Annotated in this window: 18 protein-coding genes; 14 read left to right on the plus strand and 4 right to left on the minus strand. The window is 63.7% G+C overall.

Features of this window, described 5'->3' with window-relative positions:
* The first annotated feature begins 193 nt into the window (after positions 1-193).
* The 6 genes from BFQ01_RS06340 to BFQ01_RS06365 all read left to right on the plus strand — a co-directional run bounded on the left by BFQ01_RS06340 (position 194) and on the right by BFQ01_RS06365 (position 6,915).
* Positions 194-970, plus strand: a complete 777-nt coding sequence (locus BFQ01_RS06340) for a CbbQ/NirQ/NorQ/GpvN family protein (RefSeq protein ID WP_065924634.1) — start codon at positions 194-196, stop codon at positions 968-970.
* Entirely contained in the window at positions 954-1,517 is a 564-nt protein-coding gene (locus tag BFQ01_RS06345; protein WP_065924635.1) for a cytochrome c oxidase subunit 3, read from the plus strand. The genes BFQ01_RS06340 and BFQ01_RS06345 overlap by 17 nt, the downstream gene beginning before the upstream one ends.
* Before the next feature lie 7 nt (positions 1,518-1,524).
* On the plus strand, positions 1,525-1,773 hold the full coding sequence (locus BFQ01_RS06350) for a cytochrome C oxidase subunit IV family protein (protein ID WP_065924636.1): 249 nt from the start codon (positions 1,525-1,527) through the stop codon (positions 1,771-1,773).
* A gap of 458 nt (positions 1,774-2,231) precedes the next feature.
* Positions 2,232-2,672 (plus strand): c-type cytochrome, encoded by a 441-nt coding sequence (locus BFQ01_RS06355; RefSeq protein ID WP_065924637.1) that lies wholly within the window; start codon positions 2,232-2,234, stop codon positions 2,670-2,672.
* Positions 2,673-2,675: 3 nt separating this feature from the next.
* On the plus strand, positions 2,676-4,097 hold the full coding sequence (locus BFQ01_RS06360) for a cbb3-type cytochrome c oxidase subunit I (RefSeq protein ID WP_065924638.1): 1,422 nt from the start codon (positions 2,676-2,678) through the stop codon (positions 4,095-4,097).
* 976 nt (positions 4,098-5,073) lie between these two features.
* Complete coding sequence (locus BFQ01_RS06365) at positions 5,074-6,915, plus strand: nitric oxide reductase activation protein NorD (RefSeq protein ID WP_065924639.1); 1,842 nt, start codon at positions 5,074-5,076, stop codon at positions 6,913-6,915.
* Here BFQ01_RS06365 and BFQ01_RS06370 read toward each other — a convergent pair.
* The 3 genes from BFQ01_RS06370 to BFQ01_RS32160 are packed head-to-tail and all read right to left on the minus strand — an operon-like array spanning position 6,909 to position 8,013.
* Entirely contained in the window at positions 6,909-7,100 is a 192-nt protein-coding gene (locus BFQ01_RS06370) for a protein DnrP (RefSeq protein WP_065924640.1), read from the minus strand. The two genes, BFQ01_RS06365 and BFQ01_RS06370, sit on opposite strands and share 7 nt — an antisense overlap.
* Positions 7,097-7,780 carry a Crp/Fnr family transcriptional regulator gene (locus BFQ01_RS06375; RefSeq protein ID WP_065924662.1) on the minus strand — a complete coding sequence of 228 codons (684 nt, stop codon included), beginning with the start codon at positions 7,778-7,780 and terminating at the stop codon, positions 7,097-7,099. Before BFQ01_RS06375 ends, BFQ01_RS06370 begins: the two co-directional genes overlap by 4 nt.
* Positions 7,781-7,809: 29 nt before the next feature.
* Positions 7,810-8,013 (minus strand): hypothetical protein, encoded by a 204-nt coding sequence (locus tag BFQ01_RS32160; protein ID WP_137212229.1) that lies wholly within the window; start codon positions 8,011-8,013, stop codon positions 7,810-7,812.
* A 120-nt stretch (positions 8,014-8,133) separates the two neighbouring features.
* Between BFQ01_RS32160 and BFQ01_RS06380 the strand changes: the two genes are divergently transcribed.
* From BFQ01_RS06380 to BFQ01_RS06415, 8 genes are all read left to right on the plus strand, one after another.
* Positions 8,134-9,324 (plus strand): NnrS family protein, encoded by a 1,191-nt coding sequence (locus tag BFQ01_RS06380; RefSeq protein WP_065924641.1) that lies wholly within the window; start codon positions 8,134-8,136, stop codon positions 9,322-9,324.
* Between the two features lie 9 nt (positions 9,325-9,333).
* Positions 9,334-9,765, plus strand: a complete 432-nt coding sequence (locus BFQ01_RS06385) for a hypothetical protein (protein ID WP_065924642.1) — start codon at positions 9,334-9,336, stop codon at positions 9,763-9,765.
* A 664-nt stretch (positions 9,766-10,429) separates the two neighbouring features.
* Positions 10,430-11,077 carry a pyridoxamine 5'-phosphate oxidase gene (pdxH, locus tag BFQ01_RS06390; protein ID WP_065924643.1) on the plus strand — a complete coding sequence of 216 codons (648 nt, stop codon included), beginning with the start codon at positions 10,430-10,432 and terminating at the stop codon, positions 11,075-11,077.
* An 85-nt stretch (positions 11,078-11,162) separates the two neighbouring features.
* Positions 11,163-11,717 (plus strand): molybdenum cofactor biosynthesis protein B, encoded by a 555-nt coding sequence (gene moaB / locus BFQ01_RS06395; protein ID WP_065924644.1) that lies wholly within the window; start codon positions 11,163-11,165, stop codon positions 11,715-11,717.
* Complete coding sequence (glp, locus tag BFQ01_RS06400; RefSeq protein ID WP_065924645.1) at positions 11,714-12,946, plus strand: molybdopterin molybdotransferase MoeA; 1,233 nt, start codon at positions 11,714-11,716, stop codon at positions 12,944-12,946. Before moaB ends, glp begins: the two co-directional genes overlap by 4 nt.
* A gap of 9 nt (positions 12,947-12,955) precedes the next feature.
* The gene (locus BFQ01_RS06405) at positions 12,956-13,951 is read left to right on the plus strand and encodes a ubiquinone anaerobic biosynthesis protein UbiU (RefSeq protein ID WP_027607183.1); all 996 of its coding nucleotides are present in this window, start codon (positions 12,956-12,958) and stop codon (positions 13,949-13,951) included.
* 10 nt (positions 13,952-13,961) lie between these two features.
* The gene (locus BFQ01_RS06410) at positions 13,962-14,852 is read left to right on the plus strand and encodes a U32 family peptidase (RefSeq protein ID WP_065924646.1); all 891 of its coding nucleotides are present in this window, start codon (positions 13,962-13,964) and stop codon (positions 14,850-14,852) included.
* On the plus strand, positions 14,846-15,325 hold the full coding sequence (locus tag BFQ01_RS06415) for a ubiquinone anaerobic biosynthesis accessory factor UbiT (RefSeq protein WP_065924647.1): 480 nt from the start codon (positions 14,846-14,848) through the stop codon (positions 15,323-15,325). The genes BFQ01_RS06410 and BFQ01_RS06415 overlap by 7 nt, the downstream gene beginning before the upstream one ends.
* Here the strand turns inward: BFQ01_RS06415 and BFQ01_RS06420 are convergent, their stop codons facing one another.
* Positions 15,326-16,006, minus strand: coding sequence for a Crp/Fnr family transcriptional regulator (locus BFQ01_RS06420; RefSeq protein ID WP_065924648.1), 681 nt, complete (start codon positions 16,004-16,006; stop codon positions 15,326-15,328).
* Between the last annotated feature and the right edge of the window lie 159 nt (positions 16,007-16,165).

A 16,165-nucleotide genomic window follows, 5' to 3' on the forward strand; every position in this document is an offset into this window, starting at 1 on the left:
CATATCTCCTCAGGCAAGACCTTTGCGATGCCCGGCGAAGGCGGGGTAGAGCGCAGGTTCTTAGTGCCAGGCAAGACTATGTTGCAGTGGCGCGATGCTCGCTTGACGGCGATCAAGTTTGCCGTTGTACGTGCTTGCCAGGTTGTCGCAGGGGCCCTTAGCGTGGGGGCCGAACCCGTTGCGAGTACGCGTAATGACCGAGCCCTTCTACCAACCGCAGGACAACGAACAGCAGCTGTTCGAACACGCCTGGCGCCACCACCTGCCGGTGCTGATCAAAGGCCCCACGGGCTGTGGCAAGACGCGCTTCGTGCAGCACATGGCGCACCGCCTGAACCTGCCGCTGTACACCGTGGCCTGCCACGACGACCTCAGCGCCGCCGACCTGCTCGGCCGCCACCTGATCGGCACCGACGGCACCTGGTGGCAGGACGGCCCACTGACCCGCGCCGTGCGCGAAGGCGGGATCTGCTACCTCGACGAAGTTGTCGAAGCACGCCAGGACACCGCCGTGGTGCTGCACCCGATTGCCGATGAACGCCGTGAACTGTTCCTGGAACGCACCGGCGAAGTGCTCAAGGCGCCGTCGTCGTTCATGCTGGTGGTGTCGTACAACCCCGGCTACCAGAACCTGCTCAAGGGCATGAAACCCAGCACCCGCCAGCGCTTCGTGGCGATGCGGTTTGCCTACCCGCCGGTGGCCGACGAAGAACGCATCGTCGCCCGCGAGGCCGGTGTGGATGTGGCGCTGGCCGCCCAGGTCGTGCGCCTGGGCCAGGCGTTGCGTCGGCTTGACCAGCATGACCTGGAGGAGGTGGCCTCCACCCGGCTGCTGATCTTCACCGCCCGCCTGATCGGCGCCGGCATGAGCCCACGCGCAGTCTGCCTGGCGTGCCTGGCCGAACCGCTGAGCGACGACCCGCAGACCGTCGCCGCGCTGATGGACGTGGTGGATGTGCACTTTGCCTGAACCGCGCCGGCTGCCAGGCGACCTGGCGATGTGGTTTTTTATCCTCGCCGAGCTGTCGGTGTTCGCGATTCTGATCCTCACGTTTGCCGTGACCCAGGTGCTCAAGCCCGAGCTGTTTGCCGCCGGGCGCGCACAGCTGGATACCTCGACCGGGTTGGCGATGACCTTGAGCCTGCTGACCGCAGGCTTGTTGGCAGCGTTGGCGGTGCAGCAGGTGCGATTGCAGCGCTGGCGACGCGGCGCCGGTTTGTTCGTCGCGGCGTTGTTGGTGGCGCTGGTGTATGTGGCGATCAAACTCACCGAGTACGCCCACCTGGGCGCTGCCGGACTGGGCCTGGAGCACAGCACGTTTTTTACCTTGTACTGGATACTCACGGGGTTTCATTTCCTGCATGTGCTACTGGGGATGGTGATTCTCGGGTGGCTGGCGCTGGGCTGCTGGTGCGGCGGGCTGTCAGTCGGCGGGCTGGAGTCCGGGGTGCTGTATTGGCACATGGTGGATCTGGTGTGGGTGGTGTTGTTTCCGCTGGTCTATGTGATTCGCTGAGGTGTGTATGACGGGTTCCCGGACGCTGATCCTGTGTTGGCTGATGTTGGTGGTGCTGAGCGTTGGCACTGTACTGACGGGGGCGTCCGGGTTGTGGTGGGGGGTGTTGTTGCTGGCGGTGGTCAAGGGATGGGTGATTGTGGATGGGTTTATGGCGTTGCGGCGTGGGCCGTGGTTGTGGCGGTTTGTGATGGTGGGGTGGGTGCGGGTGTTGATCGCGTTGGTTGGGCTGAGTACATATCCGTTTTTTCGGTAACGGCGGCCTATGGTTCCGCTCTTACAGCGGGTCACTTTGGAAAAGAGCCGGAATGCCGGCCCAGCCCAAAGTAACCAAAGGGCTCTTGCCCCAACACTCGGTGCCTCGCCTAGGCTCGGCATACCCTCACTCCGGCTTGAATCCGTGGGCCGCCGTCATGGGCCAAGGATGGCCCATCGCGGCGGCCCACGCTCCAAAGCCTTCGTTCGGGCACACCGAGCCTAGGCGAGGTGCCGAGTGTTGGGGCGAAGCGTTTTTGGTTACTTTTGGCGCTCTTCCAAAAGTGACCCGCTGTAAGAGCGGAACCATAGGCCGCCGTTACCTTAATAACGGATATGTACCCAACCCCCCCCAAAAAAAATACCCCACCAAAACCATCAACATTTCTTGATCGCCATCAAGCAGTTTTCACCCCCCACCTCCCTATCATCTCCTGGCCAAGCAATGAGGAAGCGACCATGTCAGAGACCTTCACCAAGGGCATGGCCAGGAATATCTACTTCGGAGGAAGCGTGTTCTTCTTCCTGATTTTCCTGGCCCTGACCTACCACACCGAACAAACCTTTCCCGCCCGCAGCAACGTCGACCAACTCAGCGAATCCGTCGTGCGCGGCAAGGGCGTCTGGGAGCGCAACAACTGCGTCGGCTGCCACACCTTGCTGGGCGAGGGCGCTTATTTCGCGCCGGAGTTGGGCAATGTGTTCAAGCGCCGGGGCGGCGAAGAAGGGTTCAAGCCGTTCCTGCAAGCCTGGATGAAAATGCAGCCCCTGGGTGTACCGGGGCGGCGGGCCATGCCGCAATTCAATCTCAGTGACCAGGAGGTGGACGATATGGCCGAGTTCCTCAAATGGAGCTCGAAGATCAATACCAATAACTGGCCACCGAACAAGGAGGGCTGAGCCATGCGCAGTGCCAATCCATACTTGAAATTCCAATCCCAGGCCGTGGCCAAACCCTACTTTGTGTTCGCCCTGATCCTGTTTCTCGGTCAGGTGCTGTTCGGTTTGATCATGGGCCTGCAATACGTCATCGGCGACTTTCTGTTCCCGTTGATCCCCTTCAACGTGGCACGGATGGTCCACACCAACCTGCTGATCGTGTGGCTGCTGTTCGGCTTTATGGGCGCGGCTTACTACCTGATACCCGAGGAGGCCGAACGCGAGCTGCACAGCCCGAAACTGGCGATCATCCTGTTCTGGGTGTTCGCCGCCGCCGGGGTGTTGACCATCCTCGGCTACCTGATGGTGCCGTATGCGGCGCTGGCCAGGCTGACCCACAACGAGCTGCTGCCGACCATGGGTCGTGAGTTCCTGGAGCAACCGACCATTACCAAAATGGGCATCGTCGTGGTGTGCCTGGGCTTTCTGTACAACATCGGCATGACCCTGCTCAAGGGCCGCAAGACCACCGTCAGCATGGTGATGATGACCGGGTTGATTGGTCTCGCGGTGTTCTTCCTGTTCTCTTTCTACAACCCCGGCAACCTGGCGCGTGACAAGTTCTACTGGTGGTGGGTGGTGCATCTGTGGGTCGAAGGTGTGTGGGAGCTGATCATGGGCTCGATGCTGGCCTTCGTGCTGATCAAGGTCACCGGCGTCGACCGCGAAGTGGTGGAGAAATGGCTTTACGTGATCATCGCCATGGCCTTGATCACCGGGATCATCGGCACCGGTCACCACTTTTTCTGGATCGGTGCGCCTGAGGTGTGGCTGTGGGTTGGTTCGATCTTCTCGGCCCTGGAGCCGCTGCCGTTCCTGGCGATGGTGATGTTCGCCTTCACCATGGTGAAGCAACGTCGGCGCCAGCACCCGAATCGCGCGGCGACGTTGTGGGCCAAGGGCACCACGGTCACGGCGTTCTTCGGCGCAGGCGTGTGGGGGTTCCTGCACACCCTGGCACCGGTCAACTTCTACACCCACGGCACCCAACTCACCGCCGCCCACGGGCACCTGGCGTTCTTCGGTGCCTACGCAATGATCGTGATGACACTGATCAGCTACGCCATGCCCCGCCTGCGCGGTATCGGTGAAGCGCCGGACGCGCGTTCGCAAACCCTCGAAATCTGGGGCTTCTGGATGATGGTGCTGTCGATGGTGATGATCACGCTGTTCCTCACCGCCGCCGGGGCCGTGCAGGTCTGGCTGCAACGCTGGCAGGTGGACGGGGTGGCCTTGCCGTTCATGGCCACGGTGGAGCATTTGCAGGGACTGTTCTGGGCGCGGTTGGTCAGTGGGGTGGTGTTCCTGCTCGGGCTGGTCTGCTACCTATGCAGCTTCCGGCAACGCGCCCGGATGGCTGGAGCACCGGTGCCGATCGTCTACTGAAGTAACGCGGTCCAAATGTGGGAGGGGCGGTGCGACGATTCGACTTGCCCCCGATGGCGGCCTCTGGGCCGACCGCTTTTTGGGGGGTGAGTACATATCCGTTGCTGCGGTAACGGCTGCTTAGGGTTCCGCTCTTACAGCGGGTCACTTTTGGAAGAGCGCCAAAAGTAACCAAAAACGCTTCGCTCCAACACTCGGCACCTCGCCTAGGCTCGGTGTGCCCGAACGAAGGCTTTGGAGCGTGGGCCGCCGCAATGGGCCATCCTTGGCCCAGTGCGGCTAACCCGGCGTCCTGCCGGGTTACCCACGCTCCAAAGCCTGCGTTCGGCCAGCGTGTTTGACGGGGCGATTTGAGATCAAAAGCCAAAGCGCGGCGGCCTTAGAGCCGACCGGAGTTGGGTCTGGTGTACTGGGTTAAAAATGTGGGAGGGGGCTTGCCCCCGATGAGGGAGTGTCAGTCACTTATTTTTTAACTGACCCGGCGCTATCGGGGGCAAGTCGAATCGTCGCACCGCCCCTCCCACATTTGGATCTCCACATATCAGCTAGAACTCGGCCTGCTTTTGCTCTGCTTTTGCTCTGGCTTTTGATCTTGATCCTAGGCGCCCCGTCAAACACGCTGGCCGAACGCAGGCTGGAATCCGTGGGTAACCCGGCAGGACGCCGGGTTAGCCGTCCTGGGCCAGGGATGGCCCATGACGGCGGCCCACGGATTCAAGCCTTCGTTCGGGCACACCGAGCCTAGGCGAGGTGCCGAGTGTTGGGGCAAGAGCCCTTTTGGTTACTTTTGGGGCTCTTTTCCAAAAGTGACCCGCTGTAAGAGCGGAACCCTAAGTGGCCGTGACCGCAGCAACGGATATGTACTCATTCCAACCCCAGCAAATGGTCGGCCCAGAGGCCGCCATCTGGAGCAAGTCGAATCGTCGAGTTTGACTGCAGTGTGCCCGTCAAATATCAAGCAATTGGAGCCCATCCCATGGCCTTTACCCTTGAATTGGAAGAATGGGTCGGCAGTGCCTGGCACCGCTTTATCACCCGCCGCGCCAGCGCCGATTTCCCGGCGGCGCGGGTCGAGCTGGTCGACCGCCAGCGCAGCCTCGCCGTATTGTTTCGCGCCTTGGGCGGTGCCAGCGGGATCGCCCTCGAAGCCGCCAGCGAACGCGACCTGCTGCTGCGCCGCAACCTGTTGATGCGCATCGCCGGCACCTGCCGGCATGCGCCGCTGGCCTCCTGCGATGGCAACCGCCTGCGCCTGCCGTCGAGCCTGGCGGTGTACCCCACCGTCGCCTTGAACCGGGAGCTGTACCGCTGGCTGGCGCTGCTGGCCGCCCATGCAGGCCCCATGGCCCATTGGGCCCGGGACAACCAGCGCTGGACCTGGCTGCTGCTGCAACGCTACCCGGCGCTGTTGCCCAGTTACCAGCGCCTGGTGGACGCCCATATTACGCTGCGCCCCGACCCGGCCAGCCTGAGCCCCGCTGAAGCTGCCCTGGAAAAAGCCTTGCGCAAGGCCCTGCGCGAGCCCGGCAGCGTGCGCCATTTACCCCGCAGCGAACGCGCCGCCTGGCCGTTGCCCTTATGGCTTTACCCGCCGTTGCACCTGGACACGCCCCAGGCCCTCGACCTTGAAGACGACGGCGACGACCTCGCCACCCCGTCCGGGGAGCAGCAGGGCGCGCCCAAACGTGCCTGCCGTGTGGATGATCACAGCCGTGATGGCGGCCTGCTGGTGGTGCGCCTGGAAAACCTGTTCAGCTGGACCGAGCACGTCGACCTCGATCGCTGGGCCGACGACAGTGAGGACCCGGACGCCGCCCGCGTCGCCGAAGACCTCGACCAGTTGAGCCTGTCGCGCCAGCGCGTGCGCAAGAGTGGCGGCTTGAAGCTGCACCTCGACCTGCCTCCCGCCGAAGTGGATGACATCCCCCTCGGCGAGGGCATCAAGCTGCCCGAGTGGGATTACCGTCAACAATGCCTGCAACCCGGTTTCGTCAATCTGCAACGGATGCAGCCACGTGCCGATGCACCGCAACCGTTACCAGCCCGATTACTCGGCCCGGCCCAGCGCCTGCGCCGCCAGTTCCAGCAACTGCGCACCGACCGCCAATGGCTGCGCCAGCAACCCCAGGGCGCGGAGCTGGACCTGCAAGCCTGGGTGGATTTTTACGTGCAACGCCAACACGGCGCCTGCACCGAACGCGGCTTGTACCAGGAGCAACGTCACACCCGACGCGACCTGGCATGCCTGCTGCTGGCGGACCTGTCGATGTCCACCGACGCGCATTTGAACGACGAGCAAAAGGTCATCGACGTGATCCGCGACAGCCTGTTGCTGTTCGGCGAAAGCCTGGACGGGCTGGGGGATGCGTTTGCGTTGTATGGCTTCTCGTCCCTGCGCCGCCATCAGGTGCGCCTGCACCAGCTCAAGACCTTCGAGCAAGTCTATGACGACCGCACGCGCGGCTGCATCCAGGCCCTCAAGCCGGGGTACTACACGCGCATGGGCGCCGCGATTCGCCAGGCCACCCAGTTGCTGGGCGCGTGCAAACAGCGGCGCAAGTTGTTGTTGCTACTGACCGATGGCAAACCCAATGACCTGGATCTGTATGAGGGCCGCTACGGGGTCGAAGACACCCGCCAGGCAGTGGTCGAGGCGCGGCGCCAGGGCCTGATTCCGTTCTGCATCACCATCGACAGACAGGCCGGGGACTATTTGCCCTATATGTTCGGTGCCCATGGCTACACCCTGATCCGCCAGCCGGAGCAGCTGCCGCTGCGGTTGCCCCAGCTGTACCGGCAACTGACCGAGGGTCAGTAGAAGTCGCGCGGCAACCAGAAGAACATCGCGATGCAAAACAGCGTCAGGCTCAGGCAGAACCACTGGAAACGCCGCAAGCGAAGGGCCTGTATGCCGGCGTCCGAGGCGGGCAGGGCCATACCGCAATCCGTGCACTGCTGATGCTTGTCGGCATTGCGCTGCTGGCAGTACAGACAGGTTTTCACTCGAATTGCTCCAGGCGCAGCCGGTCCAGAATGGCGATCTGACGTCCGTCCTGGGTGATGATCTTTTCATCGATCAGGCGCCGGATAATCCGCGAAAAGGTTTCCGGCTGGATCGACAGATGCCCGGCAATCAACTGCTTGGCCATGGGCAGTTCGAAGGTGGCGTCGGTGCTGTGCAGGCGCATCAGTTGGGTCAGCAGGTAGCGCACCACGCGGTGGGTGGCGTTTTTCAGCGACAGGGTCTCGATCTCGTTGACCCGCTGGTGCAGGCGCACGCACAACGTGCCGAGCAGGGCGAAGGTCAGGCGGCTGTTGCTGTGCAGCAGGCGCATGTAGGTGGCCTTGGACAAACGGTACAACTGGGTGGGGCACACCGCTTCGGCGCAGGCCACGTAGTTGGGGGTGTCCATCAGCATCATGGCCTCGGCGAAGGTCTGGCGCTCGCCGATCACTTCGAAGACCTTCTCCTGGCCGTCGGGGGTCAAACGGTAGATCTTCACCGCACCGGCAATCACGAAGTAAAACGCGTCGGCCGGTTCGCCCTGGCGGAACAGCGGCTCGCCTTTGTCGATACTCAGCAACTGGCTGTTGCCCATCAGCTCGTTGAGTTCTTCGTCGTTCAGCGGTTCGAACAGGTGATGGCTGCGCAGGATCTGGTGGTGCACGCGATGCAGCACCATGCCCGGTTCCTTGAACAGCAGCGGGGCGTTCACACCAGCACCAGCGAAAGCCCGCTGGCGGCGGCCAGCATGGAGCCGAGGATCACAAACCAGGCGAGGGGGACATAGGCGTTTTTCATCATGGCTCCAAAGCATGCTAAAGGTGTTGTAGGAGCGAGCTTGCTCGCGAAAAACCCACAGACACCGCGTTTAATCAGGATGCCCGCGTCATCGTTAACGTTCTTCGCGAGCAAGCTCGCTCCTACAGTGAGCGCAAGCGTAAGCGTTGAAGTGGGTTTGCGACTTGATCTACGACAAGGGCAACGCGCAGGTATCGGCGCAAGATTGCCGCAGTCCTGAAGGGAGACCGTGTCATGCAAGTGCTCGATCGGCGCAAGGCCATGTCGATTACCCCGTTGTTTCGCCTGGCCTTCCGGCCATTCTTCCTCGGCGCCTGTGTATTGGCGACGCTGGCAATCCCCCTGTGGCTGCTGGCCCTGGGCGGTCACCTCGGCAGCTGGCAGCCGGCGGGCGGCTGGCTGGCCTGGCATCGCCATGAGCTGCTGTTCGGCTTTGGCCTGGCGATTATCGCCGGCTTCCTGCTCACGGCAGTGCAGACCTGGACCGGCCGTCCGGGCATCAGCGGCAACGCCCTGGCGCTGCTTGCCGGCGTGTGGCTGGCGGCGCGCCTGGGGTGGTTGTTCAACCTGCACTGGCCGCTGTTGGCGGTGCTGGAGCTGACCTTTCCCCTGGCTGTCGCCGCAGTGATGGGCTGGACCCTCTGGCAGGTAAGACAGAAGCGTAATTACCCGATTGTGCTGGTGCTGGCGCTGTTGACCGTGGCCGATGCGCTGTCGCTGTATGGCTTGCTGCGCAATGACCCCGGCCTGCAACGCCAGGCGGTGCTCACAGGCCTGTGGCTGGTGGCGGCGATGATGGGCCTGATCGGCGGACGGGTGATTCCATTTTTCACCCAGCGCGGTTTGGGCCGGGTCGAAGCGGTCAAACCCTGGGTGTGGCTGGACCTTATATTGCTTGGCGGCTCGCTGCTGATCGCCGTGCTGTATGCCGCAGGGCCTGCATTGGGCGCCAACCTGTGGATCGGCCTGCTGTTCGCCGCCCTCGGGTTGGGGCACCTGGTCCGCCTGGTCCGCTGGCATGATCGCGGCCTGTGGCGCGTGCCGTTGCTGTGGTCATTGCACCTGGCGTATGCCTGGCTGGCCGTGGCCTGCCTGGGCATGGCGCTGTGGCACTGCGGTGCGCCGCTCAATCCCAGCCTGGCCGTGCATGCATTGACCATCGGCGCCATGGCCGGGCTGATCCTGGCCATGATCGCCCGCGTCAGCCTGGGCCACACCGGCCGCCCGTTGCAGCCGCCCGCAGGGATGACCCTGGCCTTTGGGCTGCTGAACCTGGCGTGTGTGTGCCGGGTGGTGCTGGTCCTGCTGTTGCCGATGGCCGCGTTGTGGCTGGCGGGGGTGTGCTGGACCCTCGGGCTCGGCCTGTACCTGTGGCGGTATGGCCCGATGCTGTGGCAGGCGCGGGTCGATGGGCATCCAGGCTAGGGGGACGTCATGCTCTATTCCACCTTGTTGATCGTGCATCTGCTGGCGGCGATTGCGTTTATCGGCACGCTGTTTTTCGAAGTAGTGATCTGGCACAGCGCCCGTGAGGAATTGGCCTGGTCGGCGCAGTTCACCTCCGACCACGCCATTGCACGGCGTTCGCGCCAGGTACTGCACGGCGTGGTGGTGTTGCTGTACGGCGCCGGCATCGGCCTGGCCTGGCACTATCGCGGGCTGTTGGCGGTGCCCTGGGCCAGCCATTTCGGGGCGCTGCTGAGCCTGAAAATTTTGCTGGCCCTGAGCATCATCGGCCATTACCTGTGGCTGGCGTACCTGCTGGGCCATCAGCGCTTGAGCCCGAGGCGTGCGACGTGGATTCGTCGCAGCATCCTGGGGCATATGGTCGTGATCGTGATCGTGGCCAAGCTGATGTTGCGTTGATCAGGCAGGCGGACTGAGCGCCCTGGTAAACAACACGTCGTTCTCCAGGCGGATGTGGTCGCGCGGGTGTTGCTGCGGTAATGGAGTGAGATCCAGAGCAGACTAGTATCTACCTGACTGTATGGAGATCAAATGTGGGAGGGGGCTTGCCCCCGATGGCGGCCTGACAGCCGACCAGGATGTTGGATCAGGCCGAGTACATATCCGTTGCTACGGTAACGGCCACCTATGGTTCCGCTCTTACAGCGGCTCACTTTTGGAGGGACCCAAAAGTAAGCAAAAGGTCCTCGCCCCAACACTCGGCACCTCGCCTAGGCTCGGTGTGCCCTCACTCCGGCTTGAATCCGTGGGCCGCCGTCATGGGCCATCCCTGGCCCAGGACGGCTAACCCGGCGTCCTGCCGGGTTACCCACGGATTCAAGCCTGCGTTCGGCCAGCGTGTTTGACGGGGCGCCTGAGATCAAGATCAAAAGCAGAGCCAGAGCAACAGCCAGAGCAACAGCAACAGCAACAGCAACAGCAACAGCAACGCGATCCGTTGTGTAGCCCCCCACACCCCAAGCAACCACATGCGGCGTCATGCCACGGGCGAATGTTGATCGCGGTCAAGGGATAACTTCGTGGTAGTTCCCACACTGTGGCGAACTTTCTGGAGGACTGCGCCATGCCCCTGTCTCTTGCGCAATTGCGCCGCAACTACACCCTTTATGGCCTGCGTGATGACTTGGTGCAGGACGATCCCTTGGTGCTGTTCGGCCAGTGGCTGGATCAGGCGCGTAAAACCGAGGTGCCGCCGGCGGAGGCCAATAGCATGGCCTTGGCTACGGTCGATCATGATGGGCATGCCCACTGTCGCATCCTGCTGCTCAAGGGTTTCAGCGCCGAGGGTTTTTTCTTTTTCGGCCATTACCAGAGTGCCAAGGGCCAGGAGTTGGCGAGCAATCCCCATGCGGCCATGACGTTTTTCTGGCCGGGGCTGGAGCGTCAGGTGCGTATCGAAGGCCCGGTGGTGCGGGCGGATGCGCAGCTGTCGGACGATTATTTCGATGCGCGCCCGGCCGCCAGCCAGTTGGGCGCCTGGGCGTCGCCGCAAAGCCAGCCCCTTGGCCATCGCAGCGAGCTGGAAAGCCGCTTGCGAGAGGTCACCGAGCGTTTCGCCGGGCAGCAACCGCCACGGCCTGAGCATTGGGGCGGCTACCGCCTGCAGCCGCAGCGCATCGAGTTCTGGCAGGGCCGGCCCGACCGTCTGCATGACCGTCTCGACTACCGCCTGCACGCGGGCATTTGGCAGCGCACGCGCCTGGCCCCCTGAACGAGATACCTCCTTGGAGGAATAGGCCCTGCGCCCGTTGCGGCGCAGGCTGACGGCAACTTTCTTGACGCCTGGAGCCTTGATCATGGCCCATTTGAAACAACGCAATTTCGTGCCCCTGAACATCGCCGTGCTGACCATCAGTGACACCCGTACCCTCGACACCGACACCTCCGGCCAGACCCTGGTGGACCGCCTCGAAAGTGCCGGGCATGTGCTCATCGACCGTGGCCTGGTGATCGACGATATCTACCAGATTCGTGCGCAAGTCTCCCTGTGGATCGCGGACCCCGAGGTGCAAGTGGTGCTGATGACCGGCGGTACCGGTTTCACCGCCCGCGACAACACGCCCCAGGCGGTGTTGCCGTTGCTGGACAAACATGTCGAAGGCTTCGGTGAGCTGTTCCGCCAAGTGTCCCTGGCCGAAATCGGCACTTCCACCGTGCAGTCCCGCGCGTTGGCCGGCATCAGCAACGGCGTGCTGGTGTGCTGCATGCCGGGCTCGCCGGGGGCGTGTCGCACCGGCTGGGACCAGATCCTGGCGGGGCAGTTGGACAGCCGCACCGGCCCGTGCAACTTCGTGCCGCACCTCAAGCCCCAGCCTGAGCAAACCCTGCAAGCCTGCGAGTCGCGTTCATGAGTGTCTCGGTGTGTGACAGCGGCCACCTGATGCCGGTGGACGAGGCCATCGCCACGCTGCTGGCCCAGGCGCCGCCGCCGCCGAGCACCCAGGTGATTGGCCTGGAGCAGGCGCTGGGGCGGGTGGTCGCTGAAGAGCTGTTCTCGCCCCTGGATTTGCCCGGTTTCGACAACAGCGCCATGGACGGCTACGCCCTGCGCGCCGAGGACGTGCCGGCCGAAGGCGGCTACCTGATGCTCGCCGGGCGCATTGCGGCGGGGCAGCACAGCAAGGTGAGCGTGCAGGCCGGGCAGGCCGTGCGCATCTTTACCGGTGCGCCGCTACCGCCTGGCGCTGACACGGTGGTGGCCCAGGAGCGTTGCCGCCTGTACGGCCAGCGCATCTGGTGCCCGCCGGTACGTCTCGGCGAGCACGTGCGCAAGCGGGGTGAAGAGCTGCAGCGCGGGCAGACCCTGATCGCCGTCGGCAAACGCCTGCGCGCCCAGGACATCGGCTTGTTGGCTTCGGCCGGCATTCCTCGGTTGAAAGTCTATCGCCCGTTGCGGGTGTGCCTGCTCAGCAGCGGCAACGAGTTGCGTGATCCGGGCGAGGCGCTGGTGCCGGGACAGATCTACAACAGCAACCGCTATGCCCTGGCCGCGTTGTTGCGTGGCTGGGGCGTGGACGTGCACGACTACGGGGTGATGGCCGATGAGTTGGCCGCCAGCCGTGATGCCCTGGCCCTGGCCTCGTCCGAATGCGACCTGTTGCTGACCTCGGCGGGGGTGTCGGTGGGGGAGGAGGACCATCTCAAGCAGGCCATCGAAGCGCTCGGTCGCGTGGACTTCTGGCGCCTGGCGATCCAGCCCGGCAAACCCCTGGCATTTGGCGAAGTGGCGGGCAAGCCGTGGCTGGGCCTGCCCGGTAACCCGTCGGCGGCGCTGATCACCGCGCTGGTGGTGGTGCGCCCCTTCCTGCTGCGCGCCCAAGGGGTGGAGCGGGTGCTGCCGATGCCGATCCAGGTGCCGGCCGCGTTCGAATGGCTCACGCCCAACAAGCGCCGCCAGTACCTGCGTGCACGCCTGAGCCCTGGCGAGGACGGGCAATTGCGCGCCGTGCTGCACCCCCAGCAAAGCTCGGCGATGCTCACCGCCGCCTGTTGGGCCGATGGCCTGGTGATCGTCGAGCGTGAGCATCAGGTGCTCAAGGATGAACCGGTGCCGTTTGTGTCTTTCGCTGAATTTCTCTGAGGAGCCCCCATGCAACTGGTCTGCCCGGCAGGCAACCTGCCTGCGCTTAAAGCCGCTGTGCGTCAAGGCGCCGATGCGGTGTATGTCGGTTTTCGCGATGACACCAATGCCCGGCACTTTGCCGGGTTGAACATGGACGACAAACAGTTCGACGGTGCCGTCGCCTTTATTCGCCAGCACCAGCGCAAGCTGTACGTGGCGGTCAACACCTACCCGCAACCGAAGATCTGGGCGCGCTGGCAACGCGCCGTCGACCGCGCGGCGGACCACGGCGTGGACGCCCTGATCGCCGCCGACCCCGGCGTGCTCGACTACGCCAGCCGCCAGCATCCGCACATGGCCTTGCACCTCTCGGTACAGGGCTCGGCCACCCACGCGGCGGCGCTGAAGTTCTATGCCGAACGCTATGGCATTCGTCGCGCGGTATTGCCCCGTGTGCTGTCCCTGGCCCAGGTCAAGCAGGTGGCTGCGAGCAGCCCGGTGCCCATCGAAGTGTTCGGGTTTGGCAGCCTGTGCATCATGGCCGAGGGGCGTTGCCACCTGTCTTCCTACATCACCGGCGAGTCGCCCAACCTCTGCGGCGTGTGCTCGCCGGCCAAGGCGGTGCGCTGGAGCGAAGATGCCGAGGGCTTGAGCGCGCGCCTGAGCGACGTGCTGATCGACCGCTATACCGCCGACGAACCCGCCGGTTACCCGACCCTGTGCAAGGGCCGCTTCCTGGTCGGCGGCAAACGCTTCCATGCCCTCGAAGAACCCACCAGCCTCGACACCCTCGACCTGCTGCCGGAGCTCAGCGCCATCGGCGTCGAAGCGGTCAAGATCGAAGGCCGCCAACGCAGCCCGGCGTATGTGGAACAAGTCACCCGGGTCTGGCGCGCCGCGCTCGACGCCCACCGCAGCGCACCGGCCAGCTTTGTGGTCAAGGACCAATGGCGCCAGGTGCTGGCCGGGTTATCCGAAGGCAGCCAGACCACACTCGGCGCCTACCATCGTGCATGGCAGTGAGGAGACACAGATGAAACTCAGCCTGGGACCGGTGCTGTTTTATTGGGATAAGGAACACCTGGGGCGCTTCTACTCGGGCATGGCCGGCTTGCCCCTGGACGTGATTTACCTGGGCGAAACCGTGTGCGCCAAGCGCCGCGCGTTTTCCCTGGACCGTTGGTTGGGGCTGGGCCGGGAGCTGCAGACCTGCAGCCCGGCGCAGATCGTGTTGTCGAGCCTGACCTTGATCGAAGCCGCCTCCGAACTGTCGAGCCTGCGCCGCCTGTGCGACAACGGCGAGTGGCTGGTGGAGGCCAACGACATGGGCGCGGTGCAGATGCTGATCGAACGCAAATTGCCCTTTGTCGGCGGCCCGGCGCTCAACCTCTACAACGGTCAAGCCCTGGTGCAACTGCTCGACGCCGGCATGCAGCGCTGGGTGCCGCCGGTGGAGTGCTCCCAGGGCTTGATCGCCGACGTGCTGGAACAGGTGCGCGAATTGGGCCGGCCGTTACCCGAGGTGGAAATCTTCGCCTACGGCCATTTGCCCCTGGCCTACTCGGCGCGTTGCTTCACCGCCCGCGCGGAAAACCGCCCCAAGGACGATTGCCAGTTCTGCTGCATCAACTACCCCGACGGCATGCCACTGACCAGCCAGGAAGGGCAGGCGCTGTTCACCTTGAATGGCATCCAGACCATGTCCGCCGACGTTACCAACCTGCTGGCCGATTACCCCGGCCTGGTGTCCAGCGGTGCCGATCTGTTGCGCCTGAGCCCACGGGCCGAGGGCATGGTCGAGGTGGTGCGTGCCTACGACCAGGTACGCCAGGGCGCTACGCCGCCGCTGTATGTCGAAGGCTGCAACGGCTACTGGCACGGCCAGGCGGGCATGTTGCGGGTTGAGGAGGTGGGCCTGTGCTGAGTCGTAAACCATGGCTGCTCAAGGGTGCCGACCGGTTGTTGCCATTGATCCGCCGTGTGCCGTTTGGCGTACAGCGCCTGGTCTTGCAGCAGGCCCTCAACCGCTGCCTGGCCGAACCCCTGCGCGACGGCGGGTTTGACCTGCTGCGCGGGCGTTGGCTGTGTTTGCGTATTCCTGACCTGGGGTTGTGCTGGTACCTGACCCTGGGGCGGGATGGGTTGCGGATTGCGCAAAAGGCTGAGGCGCAGGTCAGCATCAGTGGTAATTGGCGGGAGTTTCTGTTGCTGGCCAGCCGCCAGGAAGATCCGGATACGCTGTTCTTTCGCCGCCGGTTGGTGATTGAGGGGGATACGGAATTGGGGTTGGGGTTGAAGAATCTGATCGACAGTTTGGACCCGGATGTGTTGCCGCCTTGGTTGTGGCGGAATCTGGAGCGGGCGGGGCGGGCGTCAGCGGGCCATAGCGGGCACTGATCAGCCGGCCTGATAGCCCATCAACTGTTCTTCGCAGAGGATTCGAATGGTGCGCCGCTGCACCTCGATCAACCCGCCTTCCACCAGCCGGTGCAGGATCCTTGAAAAGGTCTCCGGCTGGATCCCCAGCTTCGACGCCACCAGGCGCTTGGGCACTTGCAGCACCACCTCGCCACTCAGCGCATCGCGCTCCTGGAACAGGAAGTTGATCACCCGACGGCTGGCGTTGGCCAGGGTCAGGGTGTCGATGTCCTTGAGGCGCTGATGCAGGTGGATGCTCATGCTGGCCAGGATCGCCAGGCAGATTTTCGGCTGGTCCTCCAGGGCCCGGCGGTAGTGCTGGCCTTCGATGCTGACCAGCACGCTGTCCTTGAGCGCGGTGGCGCTCACCGGATAGGCCTTGGCCTGGGTGAACAGCAGCGCTTCGGCAAAGGTCTGGCCGGGCTGGATGACTTCCACCAGATGTTCCTGGCCTTCACCCGTGACCCGGTGCAGCTTGATCTGGCCGCTGACCAGCAGGAAAAAACGCTCGGCCGCGTCGCCCTGATGCATCAAGGGCGCATGGCCGGGCAGGCGCTTGAGATTGGCCAGGGTACAGACGTCCTGGAAGGTTTTTTCCGGGAGCTGGCTGAACAGGTGATGGCGACGCAGGGTGAGCACGATGTGGGGATGGGTGAGCATGGTTGGGCCTCCGCAATGGGCTAGCGTAGAGGGCTTGGGGCGGGGTTGATATGCCTCTGTGGGGGTACCTCTTGCGGGGCTTGTGTAAACAATGTGGGAGGAAGCTTGCCCCCGATGTCCATAAGTCTCTACACAACTTTTCAGACCCAGACAAATCTC

Origin of the sequence: Pseudomonas sp. 8 R 14 (assembly GCF_900005955.1) — a bacterium.
Taxonomy (GTDB): Bacteria; Pseudomonadota; Gammaproteobacteria; order Pseudomonadales; family Pseudomonadaceae; genus Aquipseudomonas; species Aquipseudomonas marginalis.